This window comes from Microbaculum marinisediminis (genome assembly GCF_025397915.1).
Classification (GTDB): domain Bacteria; phylum Pseudomonadota; class Alphaproteobacteria; order Rhizobiales; family Tepidamorphaceae; genus Microbaculum; species Microbaculum marinisediminis.
The window spans coordinates 62,716-87,484 of the sequence record NZ_JALIDZ010000013.1 but is presented as its reverse complement, the minus strand read 5'-3'; the positions used below and the strand labels follow the sequence as shown (position 1 = coordinate 87,484).

The window sequence follows — 24,769 nt, the reverse complement described above, 5'->3', positions numbered from 1 at the left end:
CCCCGGCACGACACCACGGATCCGCTGCCGGGCGCACGTTTCCCCGCTAGTCGCGACCACCCTGGGCGCGGGCAAGGTGCGGGTACTTCTCGGTCAGAAGCGAGCCGTGATAATAGGTCGCCGCGTAGGGCTCGCTGCGCCTGATCCCGTCCAGCCAGTCGCCGACCTCCGGATGATCGTCCCACACATGGGCGAGATTGATGTCGTCCATCCGGACGACGACCGGCATGATCGCCACGTCGGCGCAGGTGAGGCTTTCGCCCATCAGCCACGGGCCGCCGCTCTCCGACAGCCATTGCGCCATCCGCTCCATGCCGCGTCTCAGGCGGCCGATCGCCTCGTCCATCTCGGATTTCGGGAAGCCCGTGCGGCCCATCTTCAATAGGAACTCGCGGCGCAGCGGCTTGCTGTCGGCAAGCGCCTGGAACGCCTCTTCGCTCATGGACTGGAAGTGCGGCAGGAAGGCGAGGTTGTAGGAGGGCACGCGGATCGCCGGCGTCGGCACCTCGTCGATGAAACGGATCATCGCCCGCATGCGCGCCACGTCCCGCGGATCGTCCGGACGCATCGGCGCGGCATCCAACGCGATGTCCTCGAGATACTCCAGGATGACCGAACTGTCGGTCACCGGGCACCCCTCGTGGACGAGCGTCGGTACGACGCCGTTCGGATTGATCGCCAGATAGTCCGGCTTCAGCTGATCGCCAGAGAAGAGGTCGAGCTTGTGCTCCTCGAACGCGACCCCTTTCGCGTTCAGGGAATAGCGGACCCGCTGCGAACAGGTGGATTGGGGCGCGTTGTAGAGGATGAAGTCCATCGGTTCAGTCCCATGTCAGGATCCAGGGAAATCGTGCGTCCGGCCCGCCACTCGTCATCGCGCCAGCCAGCCGCCGTCGACAGGCAGGATGGCGCCGTGAACGAACCGGGCCGCTTCGCTGGCCAGGAACACGACCGGACCGGCGATGTCCTCCGGCGTGCCCCAGCGCTGCGCAGGTACGCGTGCCATCAGGTCGGCCGAGCGCTGGGCATCGGCCTGCAGCGCGGCCGTGTTGTCGGTCGCGACGTATCCGGGCGCGACCGCATTGACGTTGACGCCCCTGGCCGCCCACTCGTTGGCGAACGCGCGCGTGAGCTGGGCGATGCCGCCCTTCGCCGCCGCGTAGCCCGGCACGTTGATGCCGCCCTGGAAGCTCAGCACCGAGGCGACGAAGACGATCTTGCCGCCGCCGCGGGCGATCATGCGGCGGCCGATCTCGCGCGTCAGCACGAAGGGGGCCGAGAGATCGACCTCGATGACATGGTCCCAGTCGGCATCGGGATGATCCGCGGCCGGGGCGCGCCGGATCGTGCCGGCATTGTTGACCAGGATGTCGATCGCATGGCCGTCCCCGTCGAGCGTCTCGGCGAAGCCATGCACGGCGGCCCGGTCGGAGAAGTCCACCCGGTAGGGCGTGAAGCGGCGCCCGCAGGCGGTGACGTCGCGCGCCACCGCGCTGCTCTTGAGCTCGAGACTGGCGCTGACGCCGACGATATCGGCGCCCGCCTCCGCGAGCCCCCTGGCGATGGCGCGCCCGATGCCCCGGCGACAGCCGGTCACGAGGGCGGTCCTGCCCGTCAGATCGTAGCCCCTCAGATCGTAGCAGGAAGCACCGTTACTGCGTTCCATATCCATTCGACTTCCAGCATGGCGGCACGGACCGCGCGTTCGTGAACGTCACAGGTCGGTCAGCGTTCCGAGCGCCCGCTCCGCGGCAAAGGCGATCGTTTCCGAAAGGGTTGGATGGGCGTGGACCGTCAGCGCGATATCGTCCAGCGTCGCGCCCATTTCCATCGCCAGAACCGCCTCGGCCAACAGCTCGCCGGCATTGGCGCCGACGAGCGAGGCGCCGAGGACGCGGCGCGTATCGGGACAATAGACGAGCTTGGTCAGCCCATCGCCCCCGCCCGACGACAGGTTCCGGCCGCTGGCGGCCCAGGGAAAGCTCGTCGTCTTGTGGGCGATGCCCGCCTCCTTGGCCTGTGCGACCGTCAACCCGGCCCAGGCCAGTTGCGGGCGCGTATAGGCGACCGCGGGGATCAGCACGGTATCCAGCGCCGCCGCATGGCCCGAGGCGACCTCCGCGGCCACATGGCCCTGGTGGGTCGCCCGGTGCGCGAGCATCGGTCCGCCGGTGACGTCGCCGATGGCGAAGATGTGGGGCTGTCCGGTGCGGCACTGCGCGTCCACCCTGATCTCGCCCCGGTCGTCCACCGCGACCCCGGCCGCCTCGGCATTCAGCAACCCGCCATTGGCACGGCGGCCAACGGCGCGGATGATGGCGTCGGCCTTAATGTCTCCGGCGAAGGCCCCCTCGCATGTCAGCGTCAGCCCGGCCCGCACGGCCTTGACGCCGGCCACTCGGGTCGACGTGTGTATCTCGATGCCCTCCTCCACGAGCGCGGCATGCAGGATGCCCACGGCCTCCGGATCGGCGCCGGGGACGATCTGGTCGGAGAGCTCGATGACCGTCGTCTTCGACCCGAGCGCCGAATAGACCGTGGCCATCTCGAGCCCGATGATGCCGCCGCCGACGATCGTCAGGCGCTTCGGCACGGCGCGGAGCTCCAGTGCGGCGGTGCTGTCCCAGATCCGTTCGTCCTCGGGCCAGCCGGGCAAGGCGATCGGCGCGGAGCCGACCGCGATCACCGCCTGGTCGAAGGTCCAGGCCACCCCGTCGATATCCAGGCTGTCGGGTCCGGTGAACCGTGCCGTGCCGCGGACGACCCGCACCTTTCGGCGCCTGGCCAGCCCCGTCAGCCCGCCCGTGAGCTGACCGACGATGCCGTCCTTCCTGTCCCTGAGCCCGGCCAGATCGATCCGGGGCTCGCCGAGGGCGACGCCCCAATCCCCGATCTCGCGCGCGTCGCGGATCACTTCGGCCGCATGCAGGAGCGCTTTCGAAGGGATGCAGCCCTCGTTCAGGCAGACCCCGCCGAGCGTCGGCCGGGGATCGACCAGGACGACGGTGCGACCGAGGTCGGCGGCACGGAAGGCGCAGGCATATCCGCCGGGCCCCGCGCCAAGGACAACCAATTCCGCGTGACGGTCCGACATCGGGCGCCCCTCAGACCAGGATCCGGCGCGGATCGGCCAGAAGGCTTGCGTAGTGGGTCATGAAGCGCGCGGCATCGGCACCGTTGATGACCCGGTGGTCGTAGCTGAGGTCGAGCGGGACGTGCGGCTTCGGCACGAAGGTCTCGCCGTCCCAGACCGGCATCGTCTCGGTTCTCGAGATACCGAGAATGGCCAGCTCCGGCGGATTGATGATCGGGGAGAAGCCCGTGCCGCCGATCGCGCCCAGATTTGAGATCGTCATCGAGGCGCCACCCATCTCCTCGCCGCGCACCTTGCGCTCCTGCGCGCGCGCCGCCAGATCGGCGATGTCGGCGGCGATCTGCCAGAGCCCTTTCCTGTCGACGTCGCGCACCACCGGCACCATCAGCCCGTGCGCCGTATCGACCGCGATGCCGATATGGACGAACCGCTTCAGGATCAGCGTCTTCCCATCGGCGCTCAGCGACGCATTGAAGGTCGGGAAGTCGCGCAGGCAGCGCGCCAGGGCCTTCACGTGAAAGGCCAGCGCGGTCAGCTTGGTTGCCCTCGCCTGCGCCTCGGCCTTCAGCGATGTGCGAAACGCCTCGACAGCGCTGACGTCGGCGCGGTCGTGATGGGTGACGGCCGGGATCAGCGCTTGCGCCGCGGCCATGTTCGCGGCCGCGACCTGCGCGAACCGGGACATCGGCTGCTCGGTCACGGGACCGTACTGCGCGTGGTCCACGTCCCAGTAGGATGTGGCGCCGGCGGCCGCCTTGCCGCCGTCCAGATCCTCTCGCGTGATGGTCTGGCGGCCCAGGTCGCGAGCCAGCCGTTCGAGGTCGATCCCCGTCTCGCGGGCCCGCGCCCGAACGGACGGGCTGGCGACGACATCCGACATCATCGCCTCCTACCAGCTCGCCGAGATGTACTGGGTTTCCATGAACTCCAGCATGCCTTCGTGGCCACCCTCGCGGCCCAGCCCCGACTGCTTCACCCCGCCGAAGGGCGCGGCCGGATCGGACACGAGGCCGCGATTGAGCCCGACCATGCCGTATTCCAGCTTCTCGCAGACATTCAGGCCGCGCTTCATGTTCTCGGTGAACACATACGCGACGAGACCGTATTCCGTGTCGTTGGCGCGGCGGATGACATCGGCCTCGTCGTCGAAGGTCTGGATGGCGGCGACAGGACCGAAGATTTCGTCGCGCACGCAGTCGGCATCGTCCGGCACGTTGAACAGCACGGTCGGCGGGTAGAAGAAGCCCTTCGTATCGGGGACGGTGCCGCCGATACGCAGCTCGGCGCCCTTGGCGATCGCGTCTTCGACGAAGGCGGCGACCTTGTCGCGCGTATCGGCATTGACCAACGGCCCGACATCGACGCCGTCCTCCAGCCCGTTGCCGACGGTCAGCGCCGCCATGCGCTCCGTGAATTTCCGCGTGAATGCCTCGGCGACGCGCGTATGCACGTAGAAGCGATTGGCCGCCGTGCAGGCCTCGCCGAGATTGCGCATCTTGGCCAGCATCGCGCCGTCCACGGCGGTGTCGATATCGGCATCCTCGAAGACGATGACCGGCGCGTTGCCGCCGAGTTCCATCGCCGGCTTCAACACCTGGTCGGCGGCGGCATGCAGCAGCTTGCGGCCGACCGGCGTGGACCCGGTGAACGAGACTACGCGCACGCGCGGATCGTGCAGCATGTGGTCGACAAGGGCGCCCGTCCGCCTCGACGGCAGCACGTTGACCAGCCCCTTCGGCACGCCGGCCTCTTCCAGCAGCGGCATCAGCGCCAGCATGGTCAGCGGCGTTTCGGAGGCCGGCTTGATGATCACCGGGCAGCCCGCGGCCAGCGCCGGCGCGATCTTGCGCGTGCCCATGGCGGCCGGATAGTTCCACGGCGTCACCAGAACCGCGATCCCGGCCGGCTTGTGCTGTACGATGATGCGCGCGCCCGATGCCGGGGCGTGGGTGATCAGCCCGTCGGCACGCACCGCTTCCTCCGAGAACCAGCGGAAGAACTCCGCCGCATAGGCGGCTTCGCCCATGGCGTCGGCGCGCGCCTTGCCGTTCTCCAGCGTGATCAGCCGCGCGAAATCCTCCAGCCGCGCCGTCATCAGCTCGAAGGCCTTGCGCAGCACCTCGGCGCGCTCGCGCGGCTTGCGTCCCGCCCAGTCGGCGAAGGCGGCATCCGCCGCGTCCAGCGCGGCATCGGCATCGGCGATCTCCGCCGAGGCGACCGACGCCAGTACCTCTTCGGTGGCCGGATCGAGCACGTCGAAGCGCACGCCCTCGGAGCCGTCCCGCCATTCGCCGTTGATGTAGAGATCGGTTTTCAAGTCGGTCATCCTTGTCGGTTCACAGGAGTTGACGCAGCGGCTCGTCGAGCCGGCCGGCGAAGCCCTCGAGGAGGGCGATCGCCGCATCGGTGCCGAGCTGATCGGGAGCGAAGTCGAGCGTCAGCGCGAGATCGTCGCCCGCGGTGGCAACGGTCAGCGTTGGCGCCCCGGCGGCGCCGAAGCGTCCGCCCGTGATCCGGCTCCCCGTCAGGTCGCGCAGGATCAGCGCGGGCGCGGCATCCGTATCGGCGGGCAAGGCGGCGGATAGCGGGCCGAGGTCGGGATCCGCGAAGACCGCCGATCTGCCGAGCACCGGATGGTCGACCCGGACCACCAGGGCGTCCGCCCCGGTCACGGCGCGCAGGCTGGCGGCGGCAAAGGCGGCCCAGACGGCGTCGTGCGTGGCCTGCCCGTCGAGCCAGGACAGGAAGTCCGTGAACGTCCCCTTGGCGACACGGGCGGTGATATGGGCGCTTGCCGCGCCACCGGCTGCGGCCGCCGCGGAAGGCAGTGCCTTCAGCGTCTCCAGATCGGCAACGTGGTAGGGCTGCGGGACGCCCGCGGCGACCAGGCTGCCAAGTTCGAGCCCCTGCTCCGCGGCCAACCGCCTGGCCTTCGGCGAGGCCAGGATCGGCCCGCCCGGTTTTGTCGGAGCGGGAACCGGCTTCTTCGCCGGCGCGGTCGCGGGTTCGGATTTGGGCCCGTCCCCAGGCCCATCCTCCGGCACGGCCGCAGGTGTGGTCTGTGTCGCGACAACCGGCTCAGGCGCGGCTGTCGACGACAGGCTGGCCTGGATCGGCTGTTCAGGCTTTTCCGCCGAGATCAGCGCGATGACGCTGCCGACCGGCGCCTCCTCGCCCGCCTCGGCGAACAGGGCCGCGACGAAGCCGTCGTGCCCGGCCTCGACCTCCACCGTCGACTTGTCGGTCTCGACCTCGAAAAGGATGTCGCCGGCCGCGACCGCATCGCCCGGCGCCTTCTGCCAGGCGACGATCAGGCCGGTGTCCTGCGCCATGCCCAGCGCCGGCATGATGACCTCATGCGTCATGGAAGAGCTCTCCCCTGACCGAGAGCCGGGCGCGTTCCGCAACGCCTTCCGGCGTCGGCACGGTCAGGTCCTCCAGCGCCGGCGAGAACGGCACCGGCACGTCCATCGCGCCCATGCGCAGGACCGGCGCGTCGAGGTGGTAGAACGCCTTTTCGGTAATCCGGCTGGCGATCTCGCCGGTTATTCCGAAACTCTGGTGGCCCTCGTCGATGACGATCGCCCGGCTCGTCTTCCTGACGGAGTCGAGGATCGTCTCCTCGTCCAGCGGCACGATGGTGCGCGGATCGATGATCTCGGCGGAGATCCCGTCGCGCTCCAGCAGCGCCGCCGCCTTCTGGGCGACCTGCACCATCGACGACGTCGCGACCAGCGTGATGTCGCGGCCCTGGCGCAGGACGGCCGCCTCGCCGAAGGGGATCAGATACTCCTCCTCGGGCACCGGCGCCTTGTCGTTGTACATCAGCTTGTCTTCGAAGATGACGACCGGATTGTCGTCCCGGATCGCCGTCTTCAACAGGCCCTTGGCTTCGTAGGCGCTGGAGGGAAGCGCGACCTTGAGCCCCGGGATATGGGCGACCAGGGCATGCAGCGACTGCGAGTGCTGGGCGGCGGAGCGGCGCGTGGCGCCGAGATTGGTGCGCAGCACCAGCGGCACCTTGAGCTTGCCGCCCGACATGTAATGGGTCTTGGCCGCCTGGTTGCAGAGCTGGTCCATGACCAAGAAGATGAAATCGCCGAACATCAGGTCGACGATCGGCCGCGAACCGGTCATCGCGGCGCCGACCGCCATGCCCATGAAACCCGGCTCCGAGATCGGCGTGTCGATGATCCGGTCGGTGCCGAACTCCTCGACCAGACCGGACAGAACCTTGAACGGCGTGCCGGCCTCGGCGACATCCTCGCCGATCAGGAAGATGGTCGGGTCCCGACGCATCTCCTCGGCGATTGCTTCGTTCACGGCCTTGGAAAGGGTGATCTCTCTCATTGTTCTGACCTCAGGCCGCGCCGACGCTGAACGCCGCCGGATCGGTGTCCGCGAAGACATGCATGTCCACCTCGCCGGCGTCCGGGAACGGGGCCGCGAGCGCGTAGTCGACCGCCGCCTTCGCGTCGGCCTTGATCTCGTTGTCGATGTCGACGAGGGCCTCGCTCGTCACGATCTTCTCCTTGACGAGCCAGTCGCCGAAGAGGGAGATCGGGTCGCGCTCGCTCTTCCAGAGCGCTTCCTCTTCCTTCGAGCGGTAGTACTCGCGGTTGATGTCGCCGACGTGGTGGCCGTGATAGCGATAGGTCATGAGCTCGATGAAGAACGGCCCTTCGCCTTTGCGGCAGCGCGCGACCAGCCCCTGGGCCAGGGCATTGACCGCCAGCACGTCCTGACCGTCGACCCGGTAGGACTCGATGCCGAAGGCCTCGGCGCGGGCCGTCAGCGATCCGGCGGCGATCTCGTCGGTCCTGGTGTATTCCGAATAGCCGTTGTTCTCGCAGGCATAGATGACCGGCAGCTTCCACAGCGCCGCCATGTTCATGACCTCGTACCAGAGGCCCTGCGCCGTCGCGCCGTCGCCGAAGAAGCAGACCGCGACGTCCTTGGTGCCGAGCCGCTTCGCCGTCAGCGCCGCGCCGGTGGCGATCCCCATGGAACCGCCGACGATGGCGTTGGCGCCCAGGTTGCCGTGGCTCTGGTCGGCGATATGCATCGACCCGCCCTTGCCGCGGCAATACCCTTCGGCCCTGCCCAGGAGCTCGCAGAACATCTCCTTGAACTCGGCCCCCTTGGCGACGCAATGGCCGTGGCCGCGATGCGTGGAGGTGATCTTGTCGCTGTCCGTCAGCGCCTCGCAGATGCCCACGGCGACCGCTTCCTGGCCCGAATACATATGCGTCAGGCCCGGCATCTTCGCCGACAGGTAAAGCTGGTTGGCATTGTCCTCGAAGACGCGGATGCGCACCATCTGCCGGTACATCCGCAGATAGTCTTCCGCGTTGGACTTCTTTCTCTTCGCTGGACTCATGTCTTGCTCTCCGGAACGGAAGAGCCCGGCCCAGGCGGGCCGGGCGATCCTGGCTGTCAGTAGCGGTTGGCGATCGGCAGCTCCGCGGCCGGGAACAGGCTGATCACCTCGCAGCCCTTGTCGGTGACCACCACCTCTTCCTCGATGCGGGCCGCCGAATAGCCGTCGGCGGCGGGACAGTAGGTCTCCAGCGCGAAGACCATGCCGGTCTGGATCTCCATCGGATTGTCGAGGCTGACCGCGCGGCTGATGATCGGACGCTCGTGCAGGGCCAGGCCCAGGCCGTGGCCGAACTGCAGCCCGAACGCCGACAGCTCGTCCGGGAAGCCGAACTCCTCGGCCTTCGGCCAGACCGAAGCCACACGATCGGTCGTGACGCCCGGCTTGATCTGCGCGATCGCGAGATCCAGCCATTCGCGGCAGGTCTTGTAGGCATCGGCCTGCACCGGCGTCGCGCGGCCGACGTTGAAGGTCCGGTAGTAGCAGGTCCGGTACCCCTGATAGCTCTGCAGGATGTCGAAGAAGGCCTGATCGCCGGGGCGGAACAGCCGGTCCGTGAAGTTGTGCGGGTGCGGGTTGCAGCGCTCGCCCGAGATGGCGTTGATCGCCTCGACGTCGTCGGAGCCCATCTCGTAGAGAAGCTTGTTCGACATCGCCACGATGTCGTTCTCGCGCACGCCGGGCTTCAGCTCCTCGAAGATCATGTGGTAGACGCCGTCGACCATCGCGGCGGCCTGGTTGAGCAGCTGGATTTCGTCGATGTTCTTGATCTCGCGCGCGCCCAGCATGATCTGCTGGCCGTCGACGACCTTCACGCCGGCATCCTGCAGGGCGAAGAACATCGCGGTCTCGGCGTAGTCGACGCCGACCGGCATGTCGGCGACGCCGGCCTTCTTCAGGAGCGAATAGATCTCCTCGGCATAGCGCTTCATCAGGCCGAACGACGGCGGGATGGTGCCGCGCATGCCGACGACGCCGGCGCGCATGCGCTCCGGGTCGAGCCAGTCGCAATATTCGCGGTGGTGGACGGCGGCCGAGCCGAAGTCCCAGACATAGGGCTCCTCGTCGGCGGCGAGCAGCGCGAAGCGGCACATCTTGTCGCGTTCCCACTCGCCGATCTTGGTGCCGGAAACGTAGCGGATGTTGTTGACGTCGAAGAGCAGCAGCGCGCCGCAGTCGGATTTCTTCAGGGCGTCCTTGGCCCGGCTCAGCCGGTAGCGCCGCAGACGGTCATGATCGACCCGGCGCTCGAAATCGACGGCCGTGTGGCCCCATGCGGGAATGTGCCTGTCCCAGCGCCAGTTCGGATCGATATCGCCGGGCTGCAGGATTCGCGGATTCAGTGCGTTGGTGTTCATCTCGGCTTCCTATGCGCCATCGTGGCGTCCAGTTGGCGCGGCGCCGGCCTGCCGGGCGCCGCCTTCCGTGTTGCGGGAACTGGCCTTGGTGTCGGTGTCGGCCCTGGTTTCGGGGCTGGCCCTTGTGTCGGAGGCGGATGGTCCGGCGGTCCCCAACGGTCCGCCGGACCGGATGCCGCACTCCGCGGAGTGCGACGCGGTCTACTTCTCCGCGCCGTCGGCAAGCTCCAGACCGGTCGGCATCGGCACGTTCTCCGGCTCCAGCTTGACGCCGGCGGCCAGCCCCACCGTCTCGAGCACGGCGGCGAAGTCCTTCGCCAGATAGCCGTCCGGATCGGACTGCAGGCTGGCGGCGCCGAAATGCGACTGGAAGGATTCGCGCGCCGAGGCGGTCACCGGCATCGGCACGTCGAGGTCGCGACCCGCGGCGAGGCCGAGGTCGAGGTCCTTGCGCAGAAGCGCCGGCGTGAACGTCGTCGTCCAGTCGAGATTGACCAGCGCGTTGGACTTGTACTTGGTGAAGATCGAGCCCATCACCGAACCGTTCATGAACTCGAGGAAGGCGTGGCGCGGCACGCCGGCCTTCTGGCACAGGATGGTGATCTCGGCGAGATTCTGCGTGACGACGCCGAGGAACACGTTGTGCGCGATCTTGCAGAAGCGCGACAGCTCGCCCTCGCCGACATAGGAGACGCCGCGGCCGGCGATGGTGGCGATCAGCGGCTCGACCGTGTCGTAGGCGCCTTTCGGGCCCGAGGCGACGGCCGACAGCTTGCCGGACCGCACGCACTTGCCGTTGCCGCTGACCGGCGAGGCGACAAGCTGCGCGCCGCGCGCGGCAAGGCGCTCGCGGATGTCGGCCGACTGGTCGACGCCGATCGAGGAGCAGTCGACGAAGATCGACGGCGCGGCGTCACCGGACAGGACGCCGTTCTCGCCGAAATAGACCTGCTCGACGTCCGCACCCGTGGACACCATCGTGAACAGCACGTCGACGCCGCCGAGATCGGCCGGCGAGTCGACCAGCGTCGCCCCGAGCGCGGCGAGCGGCTCGGCCTTGGACCGCGTGCGGTTCCAGATGCTGACGTCGTGCCCGGCCTTCACGAGGCGTTCCGCCATCGGGTAGCCCATGCGGCCCATCCCGATCCAACCGAGTTTCAATTTGTCCATTCCTAAGGCTCCATTTGGCTTCGACTATCCGGGACCGCATTCCCGCGGCGGCGCCCGCGCCGCGCTGTCAGCGGTAAATCGCCTCGCCCCTCGCGAAATCTCCGCCATTCGTCACGAGAGACCCGCGAAATGCGATTGTGCAAACGATTGCATACCGGCATATCATGGGCTTCGAAACCCGTCAAGCGGCGCCGGATAACGTTTGCACGGCGTCCGTTCCAGCCTATATGGAGGGCCCCCGGGCGATGATGGATTGCCCGGGAATTCGGCCCGATGCGATAAAGAAAGACCCATGAAGAAAAGGCCGACCATCAAGGACATAGCCCGCGCGACCGGCGTGCACGCCTCGACGGTGTCGCGGGCATTGGACCCCGATTCCAAGAAGCGGAACCTGCTGAGCGCGGAGGTCATCGAGCGGGTCCGGGAGGCGGCCGAGACCCTGGGTTACCGGCCGAACCGGCAGGCGGCGGGCCTGCGGATCAGCCGCACGTGGTCGGTCGGCGTCATGATCCCCGACATCACCAACACGCTGTTTCCGCCCATCGTCCGCGGCATCGAAAGCGTGCTCGAGCCGCGCGGCTACACGTCGATCATCGTCAACACCGACAACATCGCCGAACGCGAGACCCGGCTCCTGTTCGTGCTGCGCGAACGCGGCGTGGACGGGATCATCAACGGCGCGGCGCAACGCACCGACCCGAAGATGGCCCAGGTCGCGGCGGCCGGCATCCCGATCGTCACGCTCAACCGCAAGGTCGAGGACGGGACCATTCCCTATGTGATCAACGACGAGCGCCAGGGCATACGCTTGGCCTTCCGCCACCTCTACGATCTCGGCCACCGCCGCATCGCCAACATCGCGGGCGCGCAGAGCTACTCCACCGGACAGATGCGCCTAGAGGCCTTCCGCGAGATCTGCGCGGAATACGGCATCGCCGAGAAAGATGCGCCGATCGTCGCCGCGGACAGCTACAACGAGGCCGAGGGCCAGCGCTGCGCCGGCCGGATCCTGGACGACGATCCGGACGTCACCGCGATCCTGTGCGCCAACGACCGTCTCGCCATCGGCGCGCTGAAGCTGCTGCGCACGCGCGGCATCGACTGCCCGGGCCAGGTGTCGGTGACCGGCTTCAACGACATGCCGTTTCTCGATTTCCTGCCGCTGGGCCTGACCACGGTGCGGATCAAGCAATTCGAGGCCGGCCAGACGAGCGCGCGCATTCTGCTGCAGATGATCGAAGAGTCCGATCGGGCCGCGCCGATGCAGACGGTGCTCCCCGTCGAACTGGTCGTTCGCGAGAGCAGCGCACCGCCGCGATCCACCTGAGAGCGGCCTGACCGGCCACCTGACAATCCACCCGACGGGCCGGGCTCAGCCGGCAAACCCCGATGCCGCCAGCTTCACCGCGAGGCCGACGAGCATCATCATGATGACCCGGTCGAACCAGACCACGGACATCCTGCGGGCGATCCGGTCGCCGACCGGGATTCCCAGCATCGAGGGAACGAGCGCCAGAAGGCCCAGCAGCAGCTCGAACGGCCCGAACAGGCCCGCCACCGCCATCGCCGGCACCTGAGCGACGCTGGCCACGAAGAACAGCAGCGATACGCAGAACACGAACTGGGCGCGTTCCATGCCCAGGCTGCTGAGATACATCATGACGACCGGCGCCGAGATCCCGGTCGCCCCCTGGATCAAACCGACGAAGAACATGGCGGGAAGCGACAATATCCGCTCCGCCGCCGGGCCGAGGCGCCAGCTCGGCCGGATCGCGCGCGACATCAGGAACACGACGATCGCGCCCGCCACGCCGAGGTTGAGATATCGGTCCGGCAACGACGCCAGCAGCGTCACGCCGGCAGCGATGCCGGCGAGCGTGCCGACGGGGATGGTATAGAAGAAGTGGGTCGGCGGCCTCTCCGCGCGAAGCCTCCAGAGCATCCAGCCATTGGTCACCACGCTCGGCAGCATGATCACCGCGACCGCGAGGTGAAGATTCAGGTACGCCGCCAGAACCGGCACCGCGACGATCGGAACTCCGATTCCCGTGGCCCCCTTCAGGACGCCACCGACGAAGAGCACCACGAACAGGACGACAAGGTCCTCTATCGACATCGACGTCTCCCGCGGCATCGCGATGCCCTCGGCCCTCGGACCTTTCGAGCGAACGGAAAATCGGAACTGATCACGGGGGATTGGAGGCTCGGGCTGGACTAATGCAAACGTTTGCATATCCAGTTTCCAGCGGCCTGTCAATTCGATGAGGCCGAGCAGGAATCCTGCAGCCTCGCCCCGCCGCGTCCTTTCTTCCGGTCATGAGCGACCCTAAGATCGGTTTCCGCATGGGAACCTGTTTACATTCAAAAATTAGAATGTGACTATGGGTCCCCGCAGGGTGGCTGCGCCGGGTGCCTGCGTCAGGCGCCTGCTTCTGGCAGCTGTCGGAAGCGATCCGCCCGGGACGGATATTGGGAAGGGCCGGATGTCGAGAAGGACCGGAATGCCGAGCCGTTTCATCTCCAGCGAGATCTACCGGGAAACCGGCTATGGCAGCAATCATCCGCTCGCCATCCAGCGCATCGGCACCGTGCTGTCGCTGTGCGAGCAGCTCGGTTGGCTGGAGCCGCACGGCGCGCGCGCCTATGTCGACAGCCCCGTCGCCACCCTCGACGATCTGCTCAAGCTCCACGCGCCCGATTACGTCGCCGCCCTGCAGGCGGCCGAGACCGGCGGCGTCAGCGCCGCGATGCGCGAGCGCTATCGCATCGGCACGATGGAAAACCCGGTCTTCAAGGGTCTGTTCCGGCGCGCCAGCACCTCGGTGGGCGGCTCCATCCTGGCGGCCCGGCTCGCGGCCGAGGGCGGGATCGCCTACCACCCCTCGGGCGGCACGCACCACGGCATGCGCGACCATGCCAGCGGCTTCTGCTATTTCAACGACCCCGCCTTCGCGGTCCTGACCTTCCTGGAGCAGGGCTTCGAGCGCGTCCTCTATGTCGATCTCGACGCCCATCACGGCGACGGCGTCGAGGCCGCCTTCCGCGGCCATGACGACGTGTTCCTGATCTCGATCCACGAGGAGAACCGCTGGCCCAACACCGGCCGGCTCGACGACCGCAGCACGGGCAACGCCCGCAACATCCCGGTGCCGCGGGAGCTGAACGACACCGAGTTCGATTTCCTGCTGGACCAGGCGGTGCTGCCGCTGGCGCGGCGGTTCGCGCCGCAGGCCGTGGTCGTCACCTGCGGCGCCGACGGGCTGGCCGGCGATCCGCTGTCGGCCATGGCGCTCAGCAACGGCTGCCTCTGGGACGCGGTGATGCGGCTTGCCGCGCTCTCGCCGTCGACGGTGGTGCTGGGCGGCGGCGGCTACAATCCGTGGACGGTGGCGCGCTGCTGGGCCGGCCTGTGGGGGCGGCTCTCGGACCAGGCCATCCCCGATGCGCTTCCGCCCGAGAGCGTCGCGTTGCTTCGCGCGCTCGACTGTGATCTCGTCGACGACGAGGACAGGTTGCCGCGCTGGTACACGACGCTCGTCGATCCGCGCAACGACGGGCCGGTCCGCGAGCGCGTGAAGGAGATTGCCGCCGCCGTTCTGGCGCCCGCCGCCCCGACGGGGCCGACGCCACACGAGGCAGACGCCGGGACTGCGGCCACGACTGAAACTGGAACCGAAACTGGAACAGGAACCGGGACAACCCGGTTTTCGGAGGACGTGTCGGCATGACGGACTGGCTTGAGCGCGTTCTGGCGATCGAGGATCTGGAGGACGCCGAGTTCGATCCGGGCCTCGTCGCCGACATGGAGGCGGCCGCGCGCGCGGCGACGAACCGCCCGATCCGGTTTTCCACGCCGACCTTCAAGGAATACGATAGCAGCGAGATCAAGGGCTGCGGCAAGAACAGCTTTCCCGCCTTCTCCATCACCGGGGCGGCCTGCGCGCTCGACTGCGACCATTGCCGCGCCAAGATCCTCGAGCCGATGATCGCGGCGACGAAGCCCGACGTGCTCGACCGCAAGGTCCGCGACCTGATCCTGATGCAGGACCTGCAGGGGTTCCTGCTGTCGGGCGGCTCGAACCGGCGCAACGAGATCCGCTACGAGCGGTTCTATCCCGTCATCGAGAACCTCAAGCGGGACTTCCCCTATCTCAAGATCGCCATCCACACGGCGCTGACCGACGAGGCCGGCGCCAGGCGCATGGAGGCCGCCGGCGTCGACACCGCGATGATGGACGTGATCGGCGCGCAGGAGACGATCCGCGACGTCTATCATCTCGACCGCCCGGTCGAGGACTTCGAGGAGACGCTGGCCGCCCTCACCGCGACCTCCATGGAGATCTCGCCGCATATCGTCGTCGGCCTGCACTACGGCGAGATCCTGGGCGAGCCCACCGCCCTCGACATGGTGTCGCGCTACCCCGTCAACGCGCTGGTGCTGGTCGTCGTCATGCCGTTCTACGCCAAGCCCGGCACCTTCGCGACGCCGGCGACGGGCGATGTCGGCCGGATCTTCCTCGAGGCCCGGCGGCGGCTGCCGGACAAGCAGGTGCTGCTCGGCTGCGCCCGCCCGGCGGGCATGCACAAGCGCGTCACCGACGCCTACGCGGTGATGGCCGGGCTCGACGGCATCGCCTTCCCGGCCGAGGGCGCCGTCGCCGTTTCGAAGGCGATCGGCCGCGACTTTCACCAGGAGCACGCCTGCTGCTCGATCAAGATCGGCGCCAGGATGGAGGGAGGTCTGGCCGCGCGGCGGCTGACCTCGTGCAGCGCATGACCGCGGGCGCGGACATCGACGTCCTGGTATCGGGCCTCGGCCCGGCCGGCGCCGCCGCCGCGGCGGCCGCCGCCGAGGCGGGCGCGCGGGTGCTCGCGGTCGAGCGCAACGCCGAGCCTGGGCTGCCGGTGCAGTGCGCCGAGTTCGTGCCGACGATGGTCCGCGCCGAGGTCGCGACCGTCGGCGCGTCGCGCATCCAGGGCATCGACCGGATGGAGACCTTTCTCGGCGACGGCGACGCCGACCTGACGCCGAACTTCATGGGCTACATGATCGACCGCGCGCAATTCGACCGCCAGCTCGTCGACCGGGCCAGGGACGCCGGCGTCGACTGCCGTTTCGCGACGCCGCTGCGCACGCTCTCGCCCACAGGCGCCGCCACGGTCGGTACCGGCCTCGCGGTCCACCCCCGGGTGGTCATCGGCGCCGACGGTCCGCGCTCCCGCGTCGGCGCCGCGATCGACTGCCCGAACGTCGATCTGGTCGAGACCCGGCAGATCACCGTCGACCTGCTGGCGCCGCACACGGGCACCGACATCTTTCTGCGCCCGGAGATCGTCGGCGGTTACGCCTGGCTGTTTCCCAAGGGCGGGCTGTGCAACATCGGCCTCGGCGTCGTTCCCGCCGAAAAGCACAGGCTGAAGCCGCTGCTCGACACATTGCACGCCGAGCTCGTCGCCGCCGGCCGCGTCGGCACCACGGTCCACCGCCACACCGGAGGACTGATCCCGGTCGGCGGCATCGTCGGGCCGGTCGGGGCGCTCGGCGACGTCCCGGTACTGTTGTGCGGCGACGCGGCCGGACTGACCAACCCCGTCACCGGCGCCGGCATCAACGCCGCCGTCATCTCGGGCCGGCTCGCCGGACAGGCCGCCGCGGCGCGGATCGCCGGCGAGGCCGAGGCGCTCGACGACTACGCCGAAGAGATAGAGGACCTGTTCGGGCCGTCGCTCGCGCTTGCGCGGAAGCGGCGGTCGCGGCTCCTCCACACCTATGCCCGGCAGGGGCGGCCGCAAGAGGCGGATCTGCGCGGCGGCTGGATCGCCTATCCCGAGTACTGGCGCGACGAAAGCCGGACTCATGGCGGATCGACGGTCGACCCCGCGATCGGGAGCGAAGCGAGGGAAATGGCATGACCTGTTTGAAACCGGAAAACGCCGGCCCCGGTGCGATCGGCGCCGGCGGCCTGGACTACAATCCGTACGACCTGATGGAGCCGCGCACGCCCGGCAACGTGCCCGCCGCGTTCCGCAACGGCCGTCCGGTCAAGGACAACGACATCGCGCCGCAGGGCCACTATTTCCCGAACTACAACATCCTGACCCCGCACATGCGCTCGCCGGACTACGTCCAGATGTCGACGGCGGCGGCGATCACGCTCGGCCTCGTCCAGGGCAAGATGCACCGCTGCGCCTGCACCCGCTGCCTCAACCTGCTGCTGACCTATCCGGAGGGCTGCCGCGCCAATTGCGCCTATTGCGGCCTTGCCCGCCACCGCGAAGCCGAGCGCAACTACGCCGACCGCAACTTCATCCGGGTCGACTGGCCGGCGGTGCCGATGGCCGAGGTGGTCGACATCGTCGCCCGCGACGTCGCCGCCTCGCCGTTCCACCGCATGTGCATCTCGATGATCACCCATCCGCGCTCCGACGAGGACACGGTGACGGTGCTCAAGACCTGGACCGACCGGATCGATCCCGACGCCATCCCGATCTCGATCCTGTCGAACCCCACCACGATGACGCGCGACGACGTCGCGCGCCTGCGCGAGATGGGCTCCGACATATTCACCGTGGCGCTCGACGCCGCGACGCCGCAGCTCTTCGACCGCACCCGTGGCAAGGGCGTCCAGTCGCCGCACAGCTGGAAGAAGTACTGGGAGGTCCTGATGGATGCCCGGGACATCTTCGGTCCGCAGAAGTTCGGCGCCCACATCATCGTCGGCATGGGCGAGACCGAGCACGACGTGATCGCACTGGTGCAGCAGTTGGTCGATCTCGGCGGGCATTCGCACATGTTCTGCTTCTTCCCCGAGAAGGGCTCGCTGATGGATCATCTGCCGGCCACGCCGCGCGACCAGTGGCGGCGGGTGCAGCTCGCCCGCTACCTCATCGACTATTGCGACGTGCGGATCGATCACATGGCCTTCGACGAGACCGGCCGGATCGTCGACTTCGGCCTGAAGGGCGCCGAGCTCGACGCGATCATCGAGTCCGGCATCGCCTTCCGCACCTCGGGCTGCCCGGGCAAGTTCGCCGAGGACATCTCGGCCTGCGACCGGCCCTATGGCGACTCGCCGCCCAGCAACATCGCCAGCTATCCGTTCGCCCTCGAAGACGTCGACATCCGCAAGGTGCGCAGCCAGCTCGGGATGGACCGGCCCGGCGAGACCTACGTTCCGGGGGAAGAATTCGAAGGACTCGACGACTAGGGAGGTCGACCATGAACACGGCAGCCGCACAAAAGCCGTTTCGCGTCATCGACACGGGCATCCGCCCGTGCCGGGAGCAGATCGCCTTCGATCAAGCGCTGATCGAAAGCCACAAGGCGGGTACCATCCCCGACACCGTGCGCTTCCTGCAGTTCCCGCCGTCGGTGCTCGTGGGACGGCACCAGGCGATTTCGCAGGAGCTGAACCTGGACGCCTGCCGCGCGGCCGGCGTCGGTATCGGCCGGCGCATCACCGGCGGCGGCGCGCTCTATCTCGACGAGGGCCAGTTCGGCTGGGAGCTCGTCTTCCGCAGGAGCACGCTGGCGATCGACAATCTCGGCGATCTCGCCCGGGAAATCTGCGAGGCCGCCGCCGCGGGCCTGTCGAAGCTCGGCATCGACGCCCGCTACCGCCCGCGCAACGACATCGAGGTCGACGGCCGCAAGATCTCCGGCACCGGCGGCTTCTTCGACGGCTCGACCATCTTCTACCAGGGCACGACCCTGGTCGACATGGACGCGAGCCGGATGGCCGCGCTCCTCAACATCCCGGCCGCCAAGCTGGCCAAGCGCGGCGAGACCAGCGGCGTGCAGCGCGTTGTCACCCTGAGGGAGCTGTTCGGCGGCACGCCGCCGGCGATCGCCGAGGTGAAGCAGGCGCTGCTGGAGGGCTTCGCCGAGCGGCTCGGCATCACGCCGCAGCCCGGCGACATCACCGCGGAGGAGGAACAGACCAGCCGCCGCCTGTTCGACGAGGACATCGGCACCGACGCGTTCGTCTACGAGATCGACGACCCGGCCGGCCGCGCCGACGTGCTGGTCGGCAGCCACACCGGCCGCGGCGGCACCATCACCGCGCATCTGCGCCTGGAAGGCCCGAACCAGGACCGCATCCGCGAGATCGTGATCACCGGGGATTTCTTCGTCACCCCGCCGAAGACGGTGATGAACCTGGAGGCCGCGCTGCGCGGCGCGCTGCTGGCCGACGTCACCGAGGTGATCGACACCTTCTTCGCCGAAGCGCAGGTCGGCCTCCTGACCGCCGCGCCCGCCGACTTCGCCACCGCGATCGCCAACGCCACCGCCCCGGCAGAAGAACCACCCTCGGAGACATCACCCAAGGGCGCCGACGCCATTACCGGCTGACGGCGCCCGGAAAGAGGACGTCCGGACCGGAGGCCGCAGGTGATCCCGACAACGGGATCCCTGCCGCTCGTCGGAGCTAGCGGCCGGTCAGCGGCGATGGCGCCGCATTCGGCGGCCTGTGTGCTGTTCCAGCGCCGTTTCCAGAATGCTCAGCCTGCGTTCGGTGATCCGGTCGATGCGCTCCGCGTCGGCCAGTTCGATCGCCTCCAGCATTTCGTTCGTCAGGTCCAGCGACAGCTCGAGGTCCTCCCGCGTATGCAGTGTGCGGTGGCGCAGCGGCTCGACCCAATGCAGCAGCTGGTCCATCAGCTGCCGCACCAGAACGTTGCGGGTCGCCTCGGCCATGGCCAGGTCGAAGCGCATCGTCGCGATGATCACCAGGTTGACCGCCTGAGCGGAGATCTTTTCGCCCTCGGGCGGCAGGCTGGCACGCCCGAAGACGATGGCGGAGCGCATCCGCTCGAAATCATCATCGCCGGCATAGCGGGAGGCAATCTGAACGACCCACGGCAGGATCAGCCGTCGCATCTCCAAGGCATCGTCGATCTCGCCAGGGCGCATCTGCGGCATGTCGACGATGATGTCGAAGGGCACATCCTCGCTGGCCACGAAAATGCCACCGCCCGAACCGGGCTTCACGGCAAGCACCCCCTGCTCGACGAGAATACGGACAGCCTCGCGGACCGTCGGACGGCTGACCTCCATCTTCTCCGCCAGCCGCCGTTCCGAGGGCAGCCGGGAGCCAACGGGGAAGTCCCCCGAGCGGATCGCATCGGAAATCAGGCGCGCCACCTCCTCGCTGGGCAGCAACACCTTGACGGGTCGAAAGTACCGATCGTTCATGCGGCTGTCCGCAAGCCTGCCCAGACCCTTGTCATACCTACGCACCGAGATAGGCCTTCTCGATCGCGGGATCTCGCGCGATCTCCGCCGTCGAACCTTCGGCGACCAATTCACCCAGTTCCATTACATAGGCGCGGTGGCCGATGCGCAACGCCTGTTCGGCGTTCTGCTCCACCACGAGAAAGGTCGTTCCGTCCCGCCGGTTCAGCTCGGCGATCGCGTCGAACATCGACTGGAAGATCAGCGGCGCCAGGCCGAGCGAGGGCTCGTCGAGCAGGATCAGCTTCGGCCGCGCCACGATCGCCCGTCCCACGGCCAGCATCTGCTGCTCGCCGCCCGAGAGCGACCAGCCCAACTGGTTCCGGCGCTCCTTCAGGCGCGGGAAGAGCTCGTAGACCTCCTCCAGCGCCTGGTCGAAGCCGCCCGGCGCGCGCTTGGTCGCCGCGGTGACGGCGACGATCAGGTTCTCGCCCACCGTCAGCCCGGGAAAGACGCGCCGGCCCTGCGGGACATGGCTGATCCCCGCCGCGACCACGTCCTCGGCCGCCAGGCCGGCGAGCGGGCGGCCCTCCATCAGCAGGTGCCCGGACATCGGCCGCACGAGGCCCGATATCGTGTTCATGAGCGTGGTCTTGCCCGCGCCGTTCGCCCCGAGCACGACGACGATACTGCCGGTCTCGACGGTGAGGGACAGGTTCTTCAGCACCGGCATGCCGGCGTAGCCGGAGGTCAGGTTCTGGATCTCAAGCATGGCGACGTCCCAGATAGGCGGCGATCACGTCTTCGTTGGCACGGATTTCCTGCGGCGTGCCTTCGGCGATCTTCTGCCCGAAATTCAGCGCCACGATCCGGTCCACCAGCTGCATGATGAAGCGCATGTTGTGTTCGATCACGATGACCGAGATCCCCTGCGCGGCCACCTGACGGATGGAATCGGCCAGGTCGTCGGCCTCCCCTTGCGACAGTCCCGCACAGGGCTCGTCCAGCATCAGCACCTCGGGCGAGGCCGCCAGGGCCCGAGCGACCTCCAGCAGGCGCCGCTCGCCATAGGAAAGCGACGATGTCTCGTCGTCGAAGCGGTCCGCGAGACCGACGAAATCCAGATACGTCCGGGCCGTCTCGCGCGCCTCGTCCTCTTCCCGCCGGGCGGAGGAGAAGCCGAAGATCGTCCCGAGCAGCGAGCTGCTCATCCGGCAATTGCGCCCCACCATGACGTTCTGCCCGATGGTGAGCCCGCCGAAGAGCTGCAGGTTCTGGAAGGTCCGCGCCAGGCCGGCCCGCGTGATCTGGTTCGGGGCCATGCCGGTGATGGCGGCACCGTTGAGCGTGACGCTGCCCAGTTCCGGCGCGTAGACGCCGGACAGCACGTTCAGCATGGTCGACTTGCCCGATCCGTTCGGGCCGACCAGACCGAGGATCTTGCCCCGGTCCAGGCTGAAGCTGACATCGCTGAGCGCGGTCAACCCGCCGAACCGCTTGGTCACGCCGGAGACGTCGAGCACCATGGTCATAGGCCGGCCTCCTTCGCGTTGCGTCGCGGCATCCAGCGCCTGAGCCGGCGCGGCAGCCCCGCCAGCCCCTCCGGCAGGAGCAGGACCGAGAGCCAGATCGTGATCCCGAAGGCGACGAGGTAGTACTCCTTCACGAAGCGCAGGGCCTCGGGCAGCGAGATGAACAGGATCGCGCCGAGGATCGGGCCGATGATGGTGCCGCGCCCGCCGATCAGCACCATGGCCAGCAGGATCACGGTCAGGCCGAGGCTGAAGAATTCGGGGCTGATGAAGCGCACGGTATGGGCGTAGAGGCTGCCCGCGATCCCCGCGATGACTGCGCTGAGGCCGAAGGCCAGCATCTTCATCCGCGAGATATTCACGCCGCAGACATCCGCCGCGATCTCGGAATCGCGGATCGCGTTGAAGGCCCGGCCGTACCGCGACCGCTTCAGTTTCCACGCGAACGCGATGGTCAGGAGGGCGATGACCAGCAGCAGATAGTAGAGCGGCAGCGGCTGGCGGAACGAGAAGCCCAGGATCTCGGGCCGCGGAATCCCCGCGATGCCGTGCGAGCCGTTGGTGAGCCATTCCATCGACCGGATGACGACGCGGATGACCTCGCCGAGCGCCAGCGTCAGCAGGGTCAGCGAGTGGCCCTTGATGCGCAATGCCGGGATCGAGATCACTACCCCGACCACGCCGGTCAGCACCGCCGCCCCGATCAGTCCGACCATGAAGGGCGCACCGGTCGAGGTCACGAGGATCGCGCTGGTATAGGCGCCGATGGCGAACAGCCCGATATGCCCGAAGGACAGAAGGCCGGTGAACCCCAGCAGCAGGTCGTAGCCCGAGGCCAGGATGATGAAGATCAGCACCTGATGCGCGACGCCGAGATGGTAGTTCGAGCCCAGCACGAAGGGCAGCAGCGCGGCGGTGGCCAGCGCCAGGGCCAGCCCGGCGAGACGGATCCGGTTGTTTGCGGTGTCGGACGTCCTCCCGGTCATCACAGTTTCTCCGCGATGCGCTCGGGAAAGAGGCCGCGCGGCATGGCCAGCAGCACGACGATGACGATCAGGAAGGCTATCACGTCCTTGTACTCGGACGAGATGTAGGCGGCCCCCAGGGCCTCAATGATACCGATGATCAGGCCGCCGAACACGGCGCCCTTGAGCGAGCCCCATCCGCCGACGATGGTCGCGGCCAGCCCCTTCAGCATCAGCGAGAAGCCCATCGTCGTGGTGACGATGAAGAGCGGCGCCACCAGGAAGCCGGCCAGGCCGGCCAGGCCGGCCGAGAACAGATAGGCCAGGGTGCGCATCCGGCGGACCCGGATACCCATCAGCCGCGCGGCGTCGGGATCCTGGGCCGTGGCCTGCAGGCGGTAGCCGATCGTCGTCCGCGTCAGGCCCAGGTGCAGGACGCCGATCAGCACGGCGGTGATGGCGATGATGAGCAGATTGTGCGGAAACAGGGATACCCCGCCCAGGGAGATGATGCCGCTGCCGAAGAAGGTGGGCAACGTCAGCGGGTACGGCCCCCAGATCAGGACGGCCAGCGCCGCCATGCTGACCGAGACGCCGATGGTCGCCGTGACGGTGGTCAGGAAGTGCTTTCCCTCCAGCGGGCGGAAGACCACCCGCTGGAAGACGTAGCCGACGCCGACCGAGAAGACCACCGCGCCGATCAGAGCCAGCCACAGCGGCCAGCCCAGGCCGACCAGCATCACGCCGAAGAAGCCGCCATAGGTCACCCATTCGGCATAGGCGAAGTTGACGACGCCCGCTGCCGCGATGGTCAGGGTGAAGCCGAGCGCGACAAGGGCGTAGATGCAGCCGATGGTCGTCCCGGCCAGCAGCACCTGGATAAAGGTATCCATGTCCGCGCCGCCGCTCAGTCGACGCTGGTGACGAGTTTCAGCCCGCCGTTCTCGACCTGCACGATCGCCACGCTGGTGCCGCCGTCGCCGCCATTGGCGTAGCTGTAGGTGGTGCCGACCCCCTTATGGCCGTCGATGCCGCGCAGCTCCGCGACCAGCGCGGCTCGGTCCGTGCCGACCTTGGCGATCGCCTCGGCCAGCATCTTCACGCCGTCGTAATATTCCGCCGCGGCGAAATCCGGATCCATGTCGTAGGCGCTGCGATAGCGCTCGACCCATTCGGCGTGGGCGGGATCGGCCACCGGCAGCGAATCCACGGTGCCGTAGATTCCCTCCGCCGCGCCGGGGGCGTAGGCCGAGAGGGTCGAGGGCAGCACGCCCGAGTTCGACACGATCACGGCGCCCTCGAACCCGAGCTGGCGAATCTGCTGCACGATGACCAGATGGTTCGGCGGATCGCCGGCCACGATGATCGCCTCGGTCCCGGCGTTCTTGATCCGCAGAATCTGCGCCGTCACGTCGCGGTCGACGCTCTCGAAGCTCTCCACCGCGACCGGCGTCTTGCCGTCCTCGGCGAGCTGCTCCTCGATCATGCGGATCCAGCCGTTGCCGTACTCGTTGTTCAGCCGCAGGACCGCGATCTTCTCCAGGCCCAGGTTCTCGGTAGCGAAGCGGGCGGCGGCCTTGGCCACCAGGATGTCGCTGGTGCGGACGCGGAACAGCGCCTCGGTGCCCTTGGCGTCCGCCGCCAGCTGCGGCGAGGCACCACCGGTGAATGTCGGGATGCCCTCGTCCTCGATCATGCCCATCTGCGACATGACGAAGCCGCTGATCGTCGTGTTCATGATCGCCACCGGCTCGATCGAGACGATCCGGTTGAAGGCGTTGATCGCGCCGGTCTGCTCGCTGCCGGTGTCCTCGATCACCAGGACGAGGTTGTCGCCGTTGATCCCGCCGGCCGCGTTGATCTCCTCGATCGCCATGCGCGTGCCGTGGATCAGCGACGCCTCGCCCCCGGCGAAGGGGCCCGTCGTGGCGATGACCATGCCGAGGTTGATGTCCTCGGCCTGGGCCAGCGCCGGTAGCATGCCGGCTCCCAGAGCCAGAGCAGAGATGACTGTCTTGATCGCGTTCATCGAAATCTCCCTTGTTGCTGCAAGTCCATGCCTTCCCGGCATTGTTAGTGGCGCACCGTGACAGGC

The 24,769-nt window shown here is 68.0% G+C and carries 23 protein-coding genes; 6 read left to right on the top strand and 17 right to left on the bottom strand.

Features of this window, described 5'->3' with window-relative positions; genetic code table 11:
* Nucleotides 1–46: 46 nt before the first annotated feature.
* The 10 genes from MUB46_RS22335 to MUB46_RS22290 form a co-directional block, all read right to left on the bottom strand.
* On the bottom strand, nucleotides 47–817 hold the full coding sequence (locus MUB46_RS22335) for a glutathione S-transferase family protein (protein WP_261618191.1): 771 nt from the start codon (nucleotides 815–817) through the stop codon (nucleotides 47–49).
* A 54-nt stretch (nucleotides 818–871) separates the two neighbouring features.
* Nucleotides 872–1,666, bottom strand: a complete 795-nt coding sequence (locus MUB46_RS22330; protein ID WP_261618190.1) for an SDR family oxidoreductase — start codon at nucleotides 1,664–1,666, stop codon at nucleotides 872–874.
* Nucleotides 1,667–1,714: 48 nt separating this feature from the next.
* A complete protein-coding gene (lpdA, locus tag MUB46_RS22325) occupies nucleotides 1,715–3,094 on the bottom strand; it encodes a dihydrolipoyl dehydrogenase (RefSeq protein WP_261618189.1) in 1,380 nt (459 codons plus the stop codon).
* Nucleotides 3,095–3,104: 10 nt separating this feature from the next.
* Nucleotides 3,105–3,974, bottom strand: coding sequence for a 2-oxo acid dehydrogenase subunit E2 (locus tag MUB46_RS22320; RefSeq protein WP_261618188.1), 870 nt, complete (start codon nucleotides 3,972–3,974; stop codon nucleotides 3,105–3,107).
* A gap of 9 nt (nucleotides 3,975–3,983) precedes the next feature.
* Nucleotides 3,984–5,420, bottom strand: a complete 1,437-nt coding sequence (locus tag MUB46_RS22315; protein WP_261618187.1) for an NAD-dependent succinate-semialdehyde dehydrogenase — start codon at nucleotides 5,418–5,420, stop codon at nucleotides 3,984–3,986.
* A 10-nt stretch (nucleotides 5,421–5,430) separates the two neighbouring features.
* Nucleotides 5,431–6,459, bottom strand: coding sequence for a biotin/lipoyl-containing protein (locus MUB46_RS22310; RefSeq protein WP_261618186.1), 1,029 nt, complete (start codon nucleotides 6,457–6,459; stop codon nucleotides 5,431–5,433).
* Nucleotides 6,449–7,444, bottom strand: coding sequence for an alpha-ketoacid dehydrogenase subunit beta (locus MUB46_RS22305; RefSeq protein WP_261618185.1), 996 nt, complete (start codon nucleotides 7,442–7,444; stop codon nucleotides 6,449–6,451). Before MUB46_RS22305 ends, MUB46_RS22310 begins: the two co-directional genes overlap by 11 nt.
* A 10-nt stretch (nucleotides 7,445–7,454) precedes the next feature.
* Nucleotides 7,455–8,474: a thiamine pyrophosphate-dependent dehydrogenase E1 component subunit alpha gene (locus MUB46_RS22300; protein ID WP_261618184.1), complete on the bottom strand. Its 1,020-nt coding sequence runs from the start codon at nucleotides 8,472–8,474 to the stop codon at nucleotides 7,455–7,457.
* 56 nt (nucleotides 8,475–8,530) lie between these two features.
* Complete coding sequence (locus tag MUB46_RS22295; protein ID WP_261618183.1) at nucleotides 8,531–9,832, bottom strand: M24 family metallopeptidase; 1,302 nt, start codon at nucleotides 9,830–9,832, stop codon at nucleotides 8,531–8,533.
* Between the two features lie 201 nt (nucleotides 9,833–10,033).
* The gene (locus MUB46_RS22290; RefSeq protein WP_261618182.1) at nucleotides 10,034–11,002 is read right to left on the bottom strand and encodes an NAD(P)-dependent oxidoreductase; all 969 of its coding nucleotides are present in this window, start codon (nucleotides 11,000–11,002) and stop codon (nucleotides 10,034–10,036) included.
* Between the two features lie 292 nt (nucleotides 11,003–11,294).
* Here MUB46_RS22290 and MUB46_RS22285 point away from each other — a divergent pair, with 292 nt between their 5' ends.
* Nucleotides 11,295–12,329: a LacI family DNA-binding transcriptional regulator gene (locus tag MUB46_RS22285; protein WP_261618181.1), complete on the top strand. Its 1,035-nt coding sequence runs from the start codon at nucleotides 11,295–11,297 to the stop codon at nucleotides 12,327–12,329.
* Nucleotides 12,330–12,374: 45 nt separating this feature from the next.
* Here the strand turns inward: MUB46_RS22285 and MUB46_RS22280 are convergent, their stop codons facing one another.
* Nucleotides 12,375–13,118, bottom strand: a complete 744-nt coding sequence (locus MUB46_RS22280; protein ID WP_261618180.1) for a sulfite exporter TauE/SafE family protein — start codon at nucleotides 13,116–13,118, stop codon at nucleotides 12,375–12,377.
* Nucleotides 13,119–13,485: 367 nt separating this feature from the next.
* Here MUB46_RS22280 and MUB46_RS22275 point away from each other — a divergent pair, with 367 nt between their 5' ends.
* The 5 genes from MUB46_RS22275 to MUB46_RS22255 are packed head-to-tail and all read left to right on the top strand — an operon-like array spanning nucleotide 13,486 to nucleotide 19,355.
* Nucleotides 13,486–14,730: an acetoin utilization protein AcuC gene (locus tag MUB46_RS22275; RefSeq protein ID WP_261618179.1), complete on the top strand. Its 1,245-nt coding sequence runs from the start codon at nucleotides 13,486–13,488 to the stop codon at nucleotides 14,728–14,730.
* Nucleotides 14,727–15,779 carry a radical SAM protein gene (locus tag MUB46_RS22270; protein ID WP_261618178.1) on the top strand — a complete coding sequence of 351 codons (1,053 nt, stop codon included), beginning with the start codon at nucleotides 14,727–14,729 and terminating at the stop codon, nucleotides 15,777–15,779. The genes MUB46_RS22275 and MUB46_RS22270 overlap by 4 nt, the downstream gene beginning before the upstream one ends.
* Entirely contained in the window at nucleotides 15,776–16,915 is a 1,140-nt protein-coding gene (locus MUB46_RS22265; protein WP_261618177.1) for a geranylgeranyl reductase family protein, read from the top strand. The genes MUB46_RS22270 and MUB46_RS22265 overlap by 4 nt, the downstream gene beginning before the upstream one ends.
* The gene (locus MUB46_RS22260) at nucleotides 16,912–18,210 is read left to right on the top strand and encodes a radical SAM protein (RefSeq protein WP_261618176.1); all 1,299 of its coding nucleotides are present in this window, start codon (nucleotides 16,912–16,914) and stop codon (nucleotides 18,208–18,210) included. The genes MUB46_RS22265 and MUB46_RS22260 overlap by 4 nt, the downstream gene beginning before the upstream one ends.
* An 11-nt stretch (nucleotides 18,211–18,221) precedes the next feature.
* Nucleotides 18,222–19,355: a lipoate--protein ligase family protein gene (locus MUB46_RS22255; RefSeq protein ID WP_261618175.1), complete on the top strand. Its 1,134-nt coding sequence runs from the start codon at nucleotides 18,222–18,224 to the stop codon at nucleotides 19,353–19,355.
* An 87-nt stretch (nucleotides 19,356–19,442) separates the two neighbouring features.
* Here the strand turns inward: MUB46_RS22255 and MUB46_RS22250 are convergent, their stop codons facing one another.
* The 6 genes from MUB46_RS22250 to MUB46_RS22225 are packed head-to-tail and all read right to left on the bottom strand — an operon-like array spanning nucleotide 19,443 to nucleotide 24,703.
* Entirely contained in the window at nucleotides 19,443–20,198 is a 756-nt protein-coding gene (locus tag MUB46_RS22250) for a FadR/GntR family transcriptional regulator (RefSeq protein ID WP_261618174.1), read from the bottom strand.
* Between the two features lie 37 nt (nucleotides 20,199–20,235).
* Nucleotides 20,236–20,949, bottom strand: a complete 714-nt coding sequence (locus tag MUB46_RS22245) for an ABC transporter ATP-binding protein (protein WP_261618173.1) — start codon at nucleotides 20,947–20,949, stop codon at nucleotides 20,236–20,238.
* Nucleotides 20,942–21,709 carry an ABC transporter ATP-binding protein gene (locus MUB46_RS22240; RefSeq protein ID WP_261618172.1) on the bottom strand — a complete coding sequence of 256 codons (768 nt, stop codon included), beginning with the start codon at nucleotides 21,707–21,709 and terminating at the stop codon, nucleotides 20,942–20,944. Before MUB46_RS22240 ends, MUB46_RS22245 begins: the two co-directional genes overlap by 8 nt.
* Complete coding sequence (locus MUB46_RS22235) at nucleotides 21,706–22,695, bottom strand: branched-chain amino acid ABC transporter permease (RefSeq protein WP_261618171.1); 990 nt, start codon at nucleotides 22,693–22,695, stop codon at nucleotides 21,706–21,708. The genes MUB46_RS22240 and MUB46_RS22235 overlap by 4 nt, the downstream gene beginning before the upstream one ends.
* Nucleotides 22,695–23,567: a branched-chain amino acid ABC transporter permease gene (locus MUB46_RS22230; protein ID WP_261618170.1), complete on the bottom strand. Its 873-nt coding sequence runs from the start codon at nucleotides 23,565–23,567 to the stop codon at nucleotides 22,695–22,697. Before MUB46_RS22230 ends, MUB46_RS22235 begins: the two co-directional genes overlap by 1 nt.
* 14 nt (nucleotides 23,568–23,581) lie before the next feature.
* Nucleotides 23,582–24,703, bottom strand: a complete 1,122-nt coding sequence (locus MUB46_RS22225) for an ABC transporter substrate-binding protein (protein ID WP_261618169.1) — start codon at nucleotides 24,701–24,703, stop codon at nucleotides 23,582–23,584.
* Between the last annotated feature and the right edge of the window lie 66 nt (nucleotides 24,704–24,769).

Coding starts and splice junctions, on each gene's coding strand:
- MUB46_RS22335 (WP_261618191.1), bottom strand. CDS start 817: ATGGACTTCATCCTCTACAACGCGCCCCAATCCACCTGTTCGCAGCGG.
- MUB46_RS22330 (WP_261618190.1), bottom strand. CDS start 1,666: ATGGAACGCAGTAACGGTGCTTCCTGCTACGATCTGAGGGGCTACGAT.
- lpdA (WP_261618189.1), bottom strand. CDS start 3,094: ATGTCGGACCGTCACGCGGAATTGGTTGTCCTTGGCGCGGGGCCCGGC.
- MUB46_RS22320 (WP_261618188.1), bottom strand. CDS start 3,974: ATGTCGGATGTCGTCGCCAGCCCGTCCGTTCGGGCGCGGGCCCGCGAG.
- MUB46_RS22315 (WP_261618187.1), bottom strand. CDS start 5,420: ATGACCGACTTGAAAACCGATCTCTACATCAACGGCGAATGGCGGGAC.
- MUB46_RS22310 (WP_261618186.1), bottom strand. CDS start 6,459: ATGACGCATGAGGTCATCATGCCGGCGCTGGGCATGGCGCAGGACACC.
- MUB46_RS22305 (WP_261618185.1), bottom strand. CDS start 7,444: ATGAGAGAGATCACCCTTTCCAAGGCCGTGAACGAAGCAATCGCCGAG.
- MUB46_RS22300 (WP_261618184.1), bottom strand. CDS start 8,474: ATGAGTCCAGCGAAGAGAAAGAAGTCCAACGCGGAAGACTATCTGCGG.
- MUB46_RS22295 (WP_261618183.1), bottom strand. CDS start 9,832: ATGAACACCAACGCACTGAATCCGCGAATCCTGCAGCCCGGCGATATC.
- MUB46_RS22290 (WP_261618182.1), bottom strand. CDS start 11,002: ATGGACAAATTGAAACTCGGTTGGATCGGGATGGGCCGCATGGGCTAC.
- MUB46_RS22285 (WP_261618181.1), top strand. CDS start 11,295: ATGAAGAAAAGGCCGACCATCAAGGACATAGCCCGCGCGACCGGCGTG.
- MUB46_RS22280 (WP_261618180.1), bottom strand. CDS start 13,118: ATGTCGATAGAGGACCTTGTCGTCCTGTTCGTGGTGCTCTTCGTCGGT.
- MUB46_RS22275 (WP_261618179.1), top strand. CDS start 13,486: ATGTCGAGAAGGACCGGAATGCCGAGCCGTTTCATCTCCAGCGAGATC.
- MUB46_RS22270 (WP_261618178.1), top strand. CDS start 14,727: ATGACGGACTGGCTTGAGCGCGTTCTGGCGATCGAGGATCTGGAGGAC.
- MUB46_RS22265 (WP_261618177.1), top strand. CDS start 15,776: ATGACCGCGGGCGCGGACATCGACGTCCTGGTATCGGGCCTCGGCCCG.
- MUB46_RS22260 (WP_261618176.1), top strand. CDS start 16,912: ATGACCTGTTTGAAACCGGAAAACGCCGGCCCCGGTGCGATCGGCGCC.
- MUB46_RS22255 (WP_261618175.1), top strand. CDS start 18,222: ATGAACACGGCAGCCGCACAAAAGCCGTTTCGCGTCATCGACACGGGC.
- MUB46_RS22250 (WP_261618174.1), bottom strand. CDS start 20,198: ATGAACGATCGGTACTTTCGACCCGTCAAGGTGTTGCTGCCCAGCGAG.
- MUB46_RS22245 (WP_261618173.1), bottom strand. CDS start 20,949: ATGCTTGAGATCCAGAACCTGACCTCCGGCTACGCCGGCATGCCGGTG.
- MUB46_RS22240 (WP_261618172.1), bottom strand. CDS start 21,709: ATGACCATGGTGCTCGACGTCTCCGGCGTGACCAAGCGGTTCGGCGGG.
- MUB46_RS22235 (WP_261618171.1), bottom strand. CDS start 22,695: ATGACCGGGAGGACGTCCGACACCGCAAACAACCGGATCCGTCTCGCC.
- MUB46_RS22230 (WP_261618170.1), bottom strand. CDS start 23,567: ATGGATACCTTTATCCAGGTGCTGCTGGCCGGGACGACCATCGGCTGC.
- MUB46_RS22225 (WP_261618169.1), bottom strand. CDS start 24,703: ATGAACGCGATCAAGACAGTCATCTCTGCTCTGGCTCTGGGAGCCGGC.